This is a genomic window from Cupriavidus sp. PET2-C1 (genome assembly GCF_054515855.1).
This window is the reverse complement of record NZ_CM137260.1, coordinates 2,088,963-2,101,797: the sequence shown is the minus strand read 5'-3', so window position 1 is coordinate 2,101,797 and position 12,835 is coordinate 2,088,963. Positions and strand designations below refer to the sequence as shown.

Here is a 12,835-nt window from a genome sequence, read left to right as displayed (position 1 = left end):
CTACCGGTGGCGCCAGGCGTCAGATCAGGCCCTTGTTCGACAGCTCGCGCTTGAGATAAGCGTAGTAGATCGGCCCGGCAATCACGCCGGCGACGCCGTACAGCGATTCCATCAGCAGCATGACCGTGAGCAGTTCCCAGGCGGCGGCATTGATGCGCGCGCCGATGATGCGCGCGTTGAGGAAGTACTCGAACTTGTGGATCACCACCAGGTAGAACAGCGAGGCGATCGCCATGGGCAGCGAGATCGACAGCGAGGCCACCACGATGCCCGTGTTCGACACCAGGTTGCCCAGCACCGGCAGCAGCCCGACCAGGAACGTGAAGGCGACCAGCGTCTTGGCCAGTGGCAGGTGCACGCCAAACAGCGGCAGCACCACCAGCAGGTAGACCGCGGTGAGCGCGGTATTGATCAGCGAGATCTGCACCTGGGCGAAGATGAACTGCGAGAACGCCAGCTGCAGGTTGCGGGCACGTTCCACCAGCGCCGAGGCCAGCGGCCGGCGGTTGGGCTTGGAGATGGCGCGGTACAGCGCGACCATCGCGCCGATCACCAGGCCGATCAGGATATGCGCGAGGCTGCGCAGCACCTCGGTGCCGAACTTCTGCGCCATCTGCGCGTGCTCGCGCAGCCAGGCAATGAGGGCGTTGGCCAGTTCATCCACGCCGCGCGGCAGCGCGTCGCTGACCCAGACCGGCAGCTGGGCGCGGGACTTGTCGATGATGTCGGCGGTGCGGATCAGCAGGGTGTCGAGTGTGTTGCCGTCGCCGCTGACAAAGCGCACCAGCGCCCAGCCCCCAAGCGTGAGCGCCAGCAAGGTGACAGCGGAGAGAATCGCCACCGCCAGGGCGTCGTGGCGCTGGTGCAGGCGCACCAGCTTGGGCGCCAGCACGTCCACCAGCGAGTACAGCAGCAGGCCCGCCATGAGCGCCGCCACCAGGTTGGCCTGCATCACCATCCAGAGCGCCAGGGCGGTCAGGATATAGGCGGCAGTCGTGACATTGAACCACTTTGCATCCGGCAAGCGGGGTATGCGTGGCGGATCGGGTTGATTCATCAAATTAGCTCCGAGAAACCTCGCCATTCATGGCGGGGAGTGTAAGGAGCGCCGCCGCCAGGCGGCATTCCCACGTTAGAATGTGCGGCATGATTCTTGTCTACCGCTACCGGGTGAAGTCGCTCAACGGCCTGCTCAACAAGCAGAGCCGAGCGGTGAACTACGTCTGGAACTTCTGCAATGACACGCAGAAGCACGCGCTCAAATGGGGTAAGAAGTGGCCGAGCGGGTTCGATCTGAACGTGCTGACCACCGGCAGCAGCAAGGTGCTCGGCATCCATTCCGGCACGGTCAACGCGACGTGCGAGCAGTACGCGAAATCGCGCAGCCAGCATCGCCGTCCTTACCTGCGATACCGCGGCAGGAAGTGCCTCGGATGGTTGCCCTTGAAGGGCCGGGATCTGAAACGAGAGGGCGAGGCGTTTCGCTTTGCCGGCAATACCTTTCGCGTGTTCAACAGCCGCCTGTTGCCCGAAGGCAAGATCAAGGACGGCACAAACTTTGCGCAGGATTCGCGCGGGAACTGGTTTCTCAACATCGTGATAGAGGTTGCTGATGTGCCGGCACGCCCGATTCAAGCTGGCGTCGGCATCGACCTTGGTTTGAAGGACTTCGCCACGCTCTCGACCGGCGAGAAGCTCTCCAATGACCGGTTTGGCCGGCATGCCGCCGAAAGACTGGCCAAGGCGCAGCGTGCGCGAAAGCACAAGCGGCATATCGCCAAGCTGCATGCCAAGGTGGCGAATGCCCGCGCCGACTTCCAGCACAAGCTCGCGCTCGATCTCGTCCGGCGCTTCGATTACATCGCAGTCGGCAACGTGTCGGCTTCGAAACTCGCCAAAACCAAGATGGCGAAGAGCGTCTACGACGCATCCTGGTCGTCCTTCCGGGACAAGCTCCGCTACAAAGCGATTGCGCACGGGGCCACGTTTGAGGAAGTGAACGAAAGTGGTTCTACCCAGTCCTGTTCGGCGTGCGGTTCGAAAGACAGCACGACGCGGCCGAAAGGTATCGCAGGACTGCGAATAAGAGAGTGGACCTGTAGTCGCTGTGGTGTCGTGCATGACCGTGATACCAATGCTGCGCTGAACATTCTCCGATGCGGACGTGCATCGCCAGGTGTGGGAATCCCCTGCCTCTAGGTAGGGAAGGACGTCAACAAGTCTCCTGCATTGAGGGGCCGCGCCGTCTGGTGGACGGCCGGGCGTCTGTGCATTGTACGGCGCTCGATTGTCCGATGGGCGGACGGCGAAGGCAAGCGCCCGGGCGGCGACAATGTGCGCCCGTGGTTGCTATGATCGGGCTGTTCGCGGGCCCGCCAGCTGACCGAGACAGATCCCATGACCTTTGCCCACACCGTAGCCTCGCGGCGGCATCTCTTCGCCGATCTCAAGACCCTGCTGGCCAAGGCCAGCCCGGCGCGCTCGGGCGACTACCTGGCCGGGCTGGCGGCTGCCAGCGAGGAGGAGCGCATGGCCGCGCGCATGGCGCTGGCCGAGGTGCCGCTGGCGCACTTCCTGGCCGAGGCGCTGGTGCCCTACGAGGACGACGAAGTCACGCGCCTGATCATCGACCACCATGACAGCCACGCCTTTCGCGAAATCGCGTCCTTCACCGTGGGCGACTTGCGCAACTGGCTGCTGCTGCACGAGACCGATTCCGCGGCGCTGGCGCGCGTGGCGCCGGGCATCACGCCGGAGATGGCGGCGGCGGTGAGCAAGCTGATGCGCAACCAGGACCTGATCGCGGTGGCGCGCAAGTGCCGCGTCGTCACGCGCTTTCGCAACACCATTGGCTTGCCCGGGCGGCTCTCCGTGCGGCTGCAGCCCAACCATCCCACCGACGATGCCCGCGGCATTGCCGCCTCGATGATCGATGGCCTGCTCTACGGCTGCGGCGATGCCACCATCGGCATCAACCCCGCCACCGACAACCTCGGCGCCATCGTCACGCTGCTGCGGCTGGTCGACGACCTGCGCTGCCGCTTCGATGTGCCCACCCAGTCCTGCGTGCTGACCCACGTCACCAACACGCTGCGCGCCATCGAGCAGGGCGCGCCGGTGGACCTGGTGTTCCAGTCGGTGGCCGGCAGCGAGCGCGCCAACGCCGGCTTTGGCATCAGCCTGGCGCTGCTGCGCGAGGCGCAAGACGCCGCGCAGGGCCTGGCGCGCGGCACGGTGGGCAACAACGTGATGTATTTCGAGACCGGGCAGGGCAGCGCGCTGTCGGCCAACGCGCACCACGGCGTGGACCAGCAGACCATGGAGGCACGCGCCTATGCGGTGGCGCGCGCGTTCTCGCCGCTGCTGGTCAATACGGTGGTGGGCTTTATCGGCCCCGAGTACCTGTACGATGGCAAGCAGATCATCCGCGCCGGGCTGGAGGACCATTTCTGCGGCAAGCTGCTCGGCGTGCCGATGGGCTGCGATGTCTGCTACACCAACCACGCCGAGGCCGACCAGGACGACATGGACACGCTGCTGACGCTGTTCGGCGTGGCCGGCATCAACTTCATCATGGGCGTGCCTGGTGCCGACGACATCATGCTGAACTACCAGAGCACCTCGTTCCACGACGCGCTCTACCTGCGCGACACGCTGGGCCTGCGCCCCGCGCCCGAGTTCGAGGACTGGCTGCAGCGCATGGGCATCCTCGGCGCGGATGGCCGCCTGCTGGAGCTGGCCGAGCGCCAGCCGCTGCTGCAACTCGCGCACGGCCTGTAACGCATCATGGCCAACCAGCATATTCCTGCACGCACGAGGCCCGCGTCATGAGCCAGAAGCTAATCCACGACAACCCCTGGCAGCGCCTGCGGCAGTTCACCGTGGCACGGATTGCACTGGGCCGCTGCGGCAACAGCCAGACGACGCAAACCGTGCTCGCGTTCGGCCTGGCGCATGCGCAGGCGCGCGACGCCGTGCATGCGCCGCTGGCGCGCGAGGCCATTGAACAGGCATTGCGCAATGCCGGCTTCGACACCGTGGCCGTGCACAGCGCCGCACCGGATCGTCAGCACTACCTGCGCCGCCCGGACCTTGGCCGCCAGCTCGACGACGCCAGCCGCGCGCTGCTGGCGCAGGCGCGCCCTGCCGAGCCGCCCGACGTCGTCTTCGTGATGGCCGACGGCCTGTCCGCGCTGGCGGCGCAGCGCCACGGCGTGCCATTGCTGCTGGCCGTGCGCGAGCACCTGCCGGGCTGGCGCATCGGCCCCGTGGTCGTGGCCGAGCAAGCCCGCGTGGCACTGGGCGACGAAGCCGCGCTGCTTCTCGGCGCGCGCCAGGTGGTGATGCTGATCGGCGAGCGCCCCGGGCTGAGCTCGCCCGACAGCCTCGGCATCTACCTGACGCACGACCCGCGCCCGGGCCGCACCGACGCCGAGCGCAACTGCATCTCCAACGTGCGTCCCGAAGGGCTGTCCTATGCGCAGGCCGCGGCCAAGCTGGCCTTCCTGCTGCGCGGGGCGCTGGCGCTCGGGCACAGTGGCGTGGATTTAAAGGACGATAGCGAGCATGGGGTGTTGCCGGAGCCATCGGCGCAGCAAGGACAGTTGGGGAACTGACTGGTCATCGCGGATGTCTTACTCGTTTATCGGTAAACGATATATAATTCCGCCATGATCCAGTCGTTCAAATGCGAAGACACTGCAGCGTTGTTCTCAGGCCGGCGCGTTCCGCGATTCGCCAACATCAGGGCAGCGGCAGAACGCAAGCTGGAGATGCTTGCCGCTGCCGCCTCGCTCGACTTCCTGCGATCTCCACCTGGCAACCGGCTTGAAGTGCTGGGCGGCGACCGCAAAGGGCAGCACAGCATCCGCATCAACGATCGGTGGCGAGTGTGTTTCGTTTGGACGGCCGACGGCCCGGAGGCCGTCGAGATCGTGGACTATCACTGAAAGGAGATCACCATGGCCCGCTTCCAGAATGGTATGCGACCGGTCCATCCCGGCGAAATCCTCCGCGAGGAGTTTCTCGCCCCGCTTGGCATGAGCGCCAACGCGCTAGCCGTGGCGCTGCATGTCACCGCGGCCCGCATCAACGACATCGTGCGCGAGCGCCGGGGCATTACACCGGACACCGCCATGCGGCTGGCTCGCTACTTTGGCGGCGACGCCGAGTCCTGGCTCAACCTGCAGCAGTCTTATGACCTGAAAGTGGCGCAGCGCGAACACGGCAAGGAGATTGCTGCCCAGATCGCGCCACGCGACCTGGAAGCGGCTTGACGACATCCGGCCGCCTTTCAGGCGCCTTTTTTGCCGCGCTCACGCAAGATCAAACACCCGCCCCGGGCTCAGGATGTTGTGTGGATCCAGCGCGCGCTTGAGCAGCCGCATCAGCGCCAGCTCCTGCGGCGTGCGGGAGCAGTGCAGGTAGGGCTTCTTGTGAAAGCCGATGCCGTGCTCGGCGGAGACGCTGCCCGCGAACTCCCGCACCACGCCGTACATCACGTCGGAAATCTCATGCTCGGGGAAGTCGTGGTCGGTGGCGCCGGGCAGGTACACGCTGACGTGCAGGTTGCTGTCGCCCACGTGGCCGAAGTTGACCGGCTCGGCATGCGGCCACACCGCCAGCAAGCGGGCGCGCAGCGTCTCGGCGAACTCGCCGATGCGGCCGATCGGCAGGCTGACGTCATAGGCCGCATTGGGTGACCACATCACCGGGAATTCGGCCACCGCATCGCGCAGTTGCCAGAAGCTCTGCGCTTCCTTGTGGCTGGATGCGATCGCCGCATCCTGGATCAGGCCGGCTTCCATCGCGGATTCCAGCATGCCCTCGAAGACCGGCGCGTCCTGCGCGCCGTCGTTGCCCTGCAGGTCAAGCAGCACGTAGAAAGGATGGCCGGCAGGCAGCGGCGCGCGCACGCCCGGCACGCGCGTGGTCACCAGCCCGTAGAAATCCGCCCACATGACTTCAAACGCCGACAGCCGCCCCGAGAGCTTGCGCTGCGCATGGCGCAGCAGGCGCACCACGTCATCGTAGGTTTCGAGCGCGCACAGCGCCGTCTGCGTGGCGCAGGGCAGCGGCGCCAGCCGCAGCACGGCGCGGGTGATCACGCCCAGCGTGCCTTCGCTGCCGATAAAGAGCTGGCGCACGTCGTAGCCGGCATTGTTCTTCTGCATCTTGTTGAGCGACGACACCACCGTGCCATCGGCCAGCACCGCTTCCAGGCCCAGCACCTGGTCGCGCATCATGCCGTAGCGGATCACGCGGTTGCCGCCCGCGTTGGTGGCGATATTGCCGCCGATCTGGCAGCTGCCGCGCGCGCCCAGGTCCACCGCCAGCAGCCAGCCGGCCGCACGCGCGGCTTCCTGCGCCGCCTGCAGCGTGGTGCCGGCCATCACGGTCATGGTGCCGGCCTGCGCATCGATCTCTTCCACGCCGCGCATGCGCTCCAGCGAAAGCACCAGTTCGCCGCCTTCGGGCGTGGCGGCGCCGGCCAGGCCGGTCAGCCCGCCCTGGGGCACCACGGGCTGGCGCAGCCGGTGGCACAGCGCTAGCACGGCGGCCACTTCTGCCGTATTGCGCGGACGCACCACCGCCAGCGGCGGCACCGCGCCGAGCGGCGCATACCAGTCCTTGCGAAAGCGCGTTTCGATGGCGTCGCCGGTTTGCAGCCCGGGCGCGTCCAGCAGCGCGGCGAGTTCCCTGAGCAGGGCGGAGGACGAGGCGGGTTGGGGAGCGGGGCTTGCCATGTGCGGTGTGTGTGAAGGGGAAGGGAGCTAATGCTATGGGAGGATGGGCACAGCGTTAAGGGCCAATCGGGCCGGCGACGATGGCACCATCACCGCAATGGGGCTCAGCCCGCCAGGAACGCCGAGATCGCCTGGGTCAGGAAGGCGCGATCGGCCGGGATGTTGTGCGGGTTCCCGGCCCGGTGCCCGTAGTCCGAGGGAATCGGCTGCAGCGTGGCAGTGCGGGCTCCGGTGAGCTTGCCGATTTCCGCCGCGTTGTCCTGGGCCTGGAAGTAAGCATCGGTCTGGCCGGGCATCAGCAGCACGTGCGCCCTGATCGCCGCCAGCGCGCGGTCCAGGTCCCCGCCGAAAGCGTCGCAGCGGCTGATATCGCCGTGCTGCCACGTCCACAGTTGCGCCAGCAGGTCGTTGGCGTCGCGGCGCGAGAAATTGACGTCCCAGGTCTTCGCCAGGAAATCCTCCAGCGAGGCAAAGCCCGATTGCCGCCACAGCTCGTCGCGGTAGAACGCATGCGACAGCGCCCAGCCGGCGTACACGCGGCCCATGGCGCGGTACCCCGCGCGCGGCGGCTCGGTGAAGCGGCCGTCCTTGAATGCCGGATCGGCAGTGAGCGCGGCCCTGATGCCTTCGAGGAACACCTGGTTGAACGGGGAGCATCGCGCGCTGCCGCAGACCACGGCGATCCGCTCGACCATGTCCGCATGGCAGGCGCCCCAGTGGTAGGCCTGCATGCCGCCCATCGACCAGCCGTACACCAGGGCGATCTTCTCGATGCCGAACACCTCCTGCAGCAGCCTGCGCTGCACCGCCACGGCGTCGTGGTAGGTAACGCAGGGGTAGGCGCCCGGCGCGAACCGTGCCGCGGCATTCGACGGCGACGCCGACAGGCCGTTGCCAAACAGGTTCGGGATGATGACGAAGTAGCGTTCCGGGTCCAGCACGCCGCCCGGCGCGACCAGCCATTGGGTGTCGTAGTGCTGCGCGCTGAACGAGGTCGGGTAGACAATCACGTTGTCCTTGCGGGCGTTCAGCGTGCCGAAGGTCTTGTAGGCGAGCTGCATGCCGGGGAAGGCCTGGCCGGATTGCAGCGTCACGGTGCCCGCATCGAACAGCGCGTAGTCTTTGTTGACGGTCATGTCAGCAGCTCCAGGTAGGGTTGGCGGCTATTGTGCCCGCACTCGCATCAACACACTCGAGCTCAAGCACCGCTCCAGGCCTCCCGGTTGATCCCCGCCACCGGCGCGCGGCGTGGCGCCTGCGTGCGCGCCAGATGCTCCAGCGCGGGTTCGATCACCTCCGCCAGTTTGTGGAAAGCCGGCGCGATCTCGTCGTCCGGCACGCAGGCATACCCCAGCAGCAAGCCCTGGTTGGTCGCCCGCGCGGGGTCCGCGAAATAGCGCGACAGCGGCCGCGTCGACAAGCCCTGCGTACGCGCCGCCATGCTGATGCCGAGGTCGTCGGCGCCCGGCGGCAGGTGGATCACCATGTGCAGCCCGGCTTCATGCGTGGAGGTGGGCCAGTCCGCGCCCAGGCGCGTGGCGATGGCCTCGCGCAGCAGCCCCTGGCGTTGCGCGTAGCGCTGCCGCATGCGGCGGATATGCGTGGCGTAGTGCCCCTCCTCGATAAAGTCGGCCAGCACCGCCTGCTGCACCAGCTGCCCCTCGCGGAACAGCTCCGACAGCCCTGTTGCGAAATGCGGCGCCAGCGGCTTGGGCAGCACCATGAAGCCCATGCGCAGGCCGGGGAACAGCGTCTTGGAAAACGTGCCCATGTAGATCACGCGGTCGTGCTCATCCAGCCCCTGCAGCGAGGCAAGCGGGCGGCCCTCGAAGCGGAATTCGCTGTCGTAGTCGTCCTCCACGATCCACGCGCCGCGCTGGCGCGCATATTCCAGCAGCATGCGCCGGCGCGACAAGCTCATCACCATGCCCAGCGGATATTGGTGTGACGGCGTGGCAAAGATAAAACGCGGCGGGTTCTGCAGCGTGGCCGCATCCGGGGCAAGGCCTTCGCTATCCACCGGCACGGGGATGGTCTCGATGCCGGCGCTGTTGAGCAGGCTGCGCGTGCCCCAGTAGCCGGGGTCTTCCATCCAGGCCTTGTCGCCGACATCGCCCAGCAGCCGCGCGATGAGGTCGATGGCCTGGTGGATGCCGGTGGTCAGGATGATCTGCTCCGGCTCGCAGCGCACCGAGCGCACCAGCCGCAGGTGCTCGGCCATCACGCGGCGCAGCGGCAGGTAGCCACCGTTGTGCGCATACGTCAGAAGCTCGGGCTTGGGGGCGCGCCAATGCTTGTTCAGCAACCGTGCCCAGACCGCGTGCGGAAACAACGAAACATCGGGTACGCCGGAGACGAACGCACCCCATTGGCGATCCGACGCACCGGAATGCGACACCAGATGCTGCCCGCGCCGCGAAAGCGCGAAGCGGTTCGGATTTTGCTGCGCCGCGAGCACCGGCATGGTGCCACTTTGCGCCCTAGCGTTGTGCAATGCACTATGGTCGGGAAAACTCTGCGACACGAAGGTGCCACTTCCGCTAGCCGCGGTGACATAGCCCTCCGCCAGCAACTGCTCAAATGCATAAAGCACGGTATTGCGGGAAACCCCTATCTCCTTCGCAAGCAGGCGCGACGCAGGCAGCTTGCTACCCGCAACCAAAGAACCAGCAAGGATTTCCTGCCGAATGATCTCGTAGAGCTGGCGGTTCATATGCGCGCCGTTTTTATCCGCCGCACCATCCGCGGGCCGCTCCAGACGCTGCAGCAGCAGCTCCGACAAAATCGTCTCTTTCAAAGTGGCCCCGCGTGAAAAGAAAAATATGGATCTATGTATGGTACCAATGATCGGCTAAGTTTCGACACATCTTGTTTCGATCGTCGTTTTTTTAACGGCGTTTTGCCGATCAGGCCGATTCGACCCCTCAGGGCACGTTCCAACCACGCGCCCCGGACAGCCAGTGGAGCCACTTATGCAACGTCCCACCGCTATGCCCGCTACGCCCGCTACGCCCGCGCTTTCCACCGATGCCATCGCCGCCGCCGTGCGCGCGCTCGAGCCCTACATGGTCCGTACGCTGTCGGAGTTCGTGGCGGCGCCCAGCCCTTCCGGGCAGGAACAGCCGGCCGTGGCGTTCATGGAGGGCGCGCTGCGCGAGCTGGGCCTGGAGCCGGAGCGCATCTACCTGCGCAGCGAGACGTTGAAGGACCTGCCGCTGTTCTCGCCGCCATGCTGTCCGGACGGCGGCCGCTACAACCTGCTGGCCACGCATCGCCCGGCGACGAAGGGCGGCCGCTCCGTGCTGTTCAACGGCCATCTGGACGTGGTGCCCACCGGCCCGGAGTCGATGTGGCGCCAGTCGCCCTATGCGCCGTTTGTCGAGGACGGCTGGCTGTTTGGCCGCGGCGCGGGCGACATGAAGGCCGGCATCATCTGCACGCTTGCCGCCTATAAGGCGCTGAAGGATCTCGGCGTGCAGCCCGCTGGCGCGGTCGGCTTCAACGCCGTGCTCGAAGAGGAGAACACCGGGAACGGCGCGCTGGCTACCGTGGCCGCGCTCGCCAGCGCGGTGGGCGCCGGCAAGCTGGCCTCGTTCGACACCGTTGTCATTCCCGAGCCGCTGGGCGAGAGCCTGATGAGCGCGCAGATGGGCGTGTTCTGGATGTTCGTCGAACTCACCGGCCGCCCGGCGCATGCCGCCTACATGACCACCGGCGTGAACCCGGTGGAGGCCGGCATCGCGGTGATGGCCGACCTGCGCAAGCTCGAGGCCGAGTGGAACCTGCCGCAGAACCGCCCCACCGTCTATCGCGACCACGCGCACCCGATCAACTTCAACCTCGGCCAGATCCAGGGCGGCGAATGGAACTCGTCGGTGCCCTGCACCTGCACGCTCGGCATTCGCATCGGCTTTTACCCGACCATGAGCGTGACCGATGCCAAGGCGCGCGTCGAAGCCTGCGTGCGCGGCACGCTGGAGCGCCTGGCCAGCAACCTCACGCTCCAACTCCGCTACGAAGGCTTCCACGCCCCGGGCTGCGAGTTCGATCTCGATGTGCCCAGCATGCAGGCGCTTGGCGAAGCCCACCGCAAGGTCAATGGCGAAGCGGTGCGGCGCGAAGCCGCCACCGCCACCACCGACGCGCGGCACTTCCGCCTGATGCTGGAAACGCCGGTGACCTGCTACGGCCCGCAGGCCCGCAACATCCATGGCATCGACGAGTCGGTTTCCATCCAGAGCATGGTGCGCGTTGCGACCACGCTCGCGCAGTTCATGCACGACTGGTGCGGCGTAGAGCCGGTCAGCGCTTGAAGTCCACGCAGCAAATCGCCTTCGCGTATCCGCAGATCACGATCACCACCACAGGAAACTGACCGATGAAACACCTCACCCAACACCTGAAAAAGAGCTTTGGCAAAAGCCTGGTGTCGATGGCGCTGGCAACCGCCGGCCTGGCCCTGGCACCGGCACTATTGCCAGCGGGCAGCGCGGTTGCGCAGACCGCTGGCGGTACCTTGTCCGGCATCGTGCAACCCGAGCCGCCGATCCTGATCAGCGCGATGAACTCGCAGGCGCCCACGCAATATGTCGCCGGCAAGATCTACCAGGGCCTGCTGACCTACGGCCCGGACCTGAAGCCGCACCCGGAACTCGCCAAGTCGTGGAAGATCTCGCCCGATGGCCTGACCTACACGTTCGAGCTGCAGAGTGGCGTGAAGTGGCATGACGGCAAGCCCTTCACGTCCGCCGACGTGGTGTTCTCGATCGACAAGATGCTGCGCGAAGTGCATGTGCGTACGCGCGCCGTGCTGAACAAGTACATGGAATCGATCCGCGCCGTGAATGACAGCACGGTCGAGATCAAGCTCAAGGAAGCGTTTCCGCCGTTTATCTCGATGTTCGAGACCGGCACCATGCCGATGATGCCCAAGCACATCTACGACGGCACGGATTACCGCAACAACCCGGCCAACCAGAAGCCTGTCGGCACCGGCCCCTTCATGTTCAAGGAATGGAAGAAGGGCGCCTATATCAAGCTGGCCAAGAACCCCAACTACTGGAAGAAGGGCAAGCCCTACCTGGATGAACTGGTGTTCTACGTGATCCCGGACTCGGCCTCGCGCGCGGTGGCCTTCGAGAAGGGCGACGTGCAGGTGCTGCGCGGCGGCGACGTGGACAACGTGGACGTGAAGCGCCTGCGCGCGTTGCCCAATGTGGAGTACACCACCAAGGGCTGGGAGCTGTTCTCGCCGATGTCGAACCTGTTGATGAACATGCGCAAGCCGCCGTTCAACAACGTCAAGGTACGCGAGGCGGTGATGCACGCGCTCAACCGCAAGATGATCGTGGACAACATTTTCTTCGGCATGGGCAAGCCGGCAGTCAGCCCGTTCGCCTCCGCCACGCTGTTCTTCGACAAGAGCACGCCGGTCTATGACTTCAACCTGAAGAAGGCGCGCGAGCTGATCAAGGAGTCCGGCGTCAACGTGGGCCAGTACCCGGTCAAGATCCTGTCGTCATCCTATGGCGCAAACTGGGACCGGCTTGACGAGTACATGAAGCAGATGCTGGAACAGCTTGGCTTCAAGGTCAGCATCGAGTCCGCCGATGCCGGCACCTGGTCCGCCCGCGTCAGCAACTGGGACTTCGACCTGACTGCCACCTACACCTACCAGTACGGCGATCCGGCGCTGGGCGTGGAACGTCTCTACGTGACCAAGAACATCGTCAAGGGCACGCCGTTCGCCAATGTGCAGGGCTACAGCAATCCGCAGGCCGATGACCTCTGGGCCAAGGCCAGCGTCACCATGGACCCGGCCGAGCGTCAGAAGCTCTATAGCCAGGTGCAGAAGATCCTGATGACGGAAGTGGCCGCGGGCAACCTGTTCGAGCTGGAGTTCCCCACGCTGTACCGCAAGAACGTGAAGAACCTCGTGACCACCGCCATCGGCCTGAACGAGTCGTTCGACAACGTTTCCATCGAGAAGAACTGAGTACGCCGGAGTACGCCGGAGTACGCCGCTACCCAGGTAACAAGTAGCCAGTAGGTTCACGCGCCGGGCCATCCGCCCGGCGCGCGCGTGGAGC

Annotated in this window: 11 protein-coding genes; 7 read left to right on the top strand and 4 right to left on the bottom strand. The window is 65.8% G+C overall.

Annotated elements, in window-relative coordinates; translation table 11 throughout:
- Positions 1 to 19 precede the first annotated feature (19 nt).
- Complete coding sequence (locus ACX12D_RS29465) at positions 20 to 1,057, bottom strand: AI-2E family transporter (protein WP_459374581.1); 1,038 nt, start codon at positions 1,055 to 1,057, stop codon at positions 20 to 22.
- 89 nt (positions 1,058 to 1,146) lie between these two features.
- Here ACX12D_RS29465 and ACX12D_RS29460 point away from each other — a divergent pair, with 89 nt between their 5' ends.
- From ACX12D_RS29460 to ACX12D_RS29440, 5 genes are all read left to right on the top strand, one after another.
- A complete protein-coding gene (locus ACX12D_RS29460) occupies positions 1,147 to 2,199 on the top strand; it encodes an RNA-guided endonuclease InsQ/TnpB family protein (protein WP_459374580.1) in 1,053 nt (350 codons plus the stop codon).
- 198 nt (positions 2,200 to 2,397) lie between these two features.
- Complete coding sequence (locus ACX12D_RS29455) at positions 2,398 to 3,780, top strand: ethanolamine ammonia-lyase subunit EutB (protein WP_459374578.1); 1,383 nt, start codon at positions 2,398 to 2,400, stop codon at positions 3,778 to 3,780.
- 47 nt (positions 3,781 to 3,827) lie between these two features.
- Positions 3,828 to 4,616 (top strand): ethanolamine ammonia-lyase subunit EutC, encoded by a 789-nt coding sequence (gene eutC / locus ACX12D_RS29450; RefSeq protein WP_459374577.1) that lies wholly within the window; start codon positions 3,828 to 3,830, stop codon positions 4,614 to 4,616.
- A gap of 54 nt (positions 4,617 to 4,670) precedes the next feature.
- The gene (locus ACX12D_RS29445; protein ID WP_441632733.1) at positions 4,671 to 4,949 is read left to right on the top strand and encodes a type II toxin-antitoxin system RelE/ParE family toxin; all 279 of its coding nucleotides are present in this window, start codon (positions 4,671 to 4,673) and stop codon (positions 4,947 to 4,949) included.
- A 12-nt stretch (positions 4,950 to 4,961) separates the two neighbouring features.
- Positions 4,962 to 5,276, top strand: coding sequence for a HigA family addiction module antitoxin (locus tag ACX12D_RS29440; RefSeq protein WP_441632734.1), 315 nt, complete (start codon positions 4,962 to 4,964; stop codon positions 5,274 to 5,276).
- A gap of 39 nt (positions 5,277 to 5,315) precedes the next feature.
- Here ACX12D_RS29440 and ACX12D_RS29435 read toward each other — a convergent pair whose 3' ends face one another.
- The 3 genes from ACX12D_RS29435 to pdxR form a co-directional block, all read right to left on the bottom strand.
- Positions 5,316 to 6,746 carry an FAD-binding oxidoreductase gene (locus tag ACX12D_RS29435; RefSeq protein WP_459374576.1) on the bottom strand — a complete coding sequence of 477 codons (1,431 nt, stop codon included), beginning with the start codon at positions 6,744 to 6,746 and terminating at the stop codon, positions 5,316 to 5,318.
- Between the two features lie 104 nt (positions 6,747 to 6,850).
- Entirely contained in the window at positions 6,851 to 7,882 is a 1,032-nt protein-coding gene (locus tag ACX12D_RS29430) for an alpha/beta fold hydrolase (protein ID WP_459374574.1), read from the bottom strand.
- A gap of 62 nt (positions 7,883 to 7,944) precedes the next feature.
- Positions 7,945 to 9,543: a MocR-like pyridoxine biosynthesis transcription factor PdxR gene (gene pdxR, locus ACX12D_RS29425; RefSeq protein WP_459374573.1), complete on the bottom strand. Its 1,599-nt coding sequence runs from the start codon at positions 9,541 to 9,543 to the stop codon at positions 7,945 to 7,947.
- A gap of 175 nt (positions 9,544 to 9,718) precedes the next feature.
- Here pdxR and ACX12D_RS29420 point away from each other — a divergent pair, with 175 nt between their 5' ends.
- Together ACX12D_RS29420 and ACX12D_RS29415 are read left to right on the top strand one after the other, a co-directional pair.
- Positions 9,719 to 11,059 carry an ArgE/DapE family deacylase gene (locus ACX12D_RS29420; protein WP_459374572.1) on the top strand — a complete coding sequence of 447 codons (1,341 nt, stop codon included), beginning with the start codon at positions 9,719 to 9,721 and terminating at the stop codon, positions 11,057 to 11,059.
- Between the two features lie 119 nt (positions 11,060 to 11,178).
- Entirely contained in the window at positions 11,179 to 12,741 is a 1,563-nt protein-coding gene (locus ACX12D_RS29415) for an ABC transporter substrate-binding protein (protein WP_459376554.1), read from the top strand.
- The last annotated feature ends 94 nt before the right edge of the window (positions 12,742 to 12,835 follow it).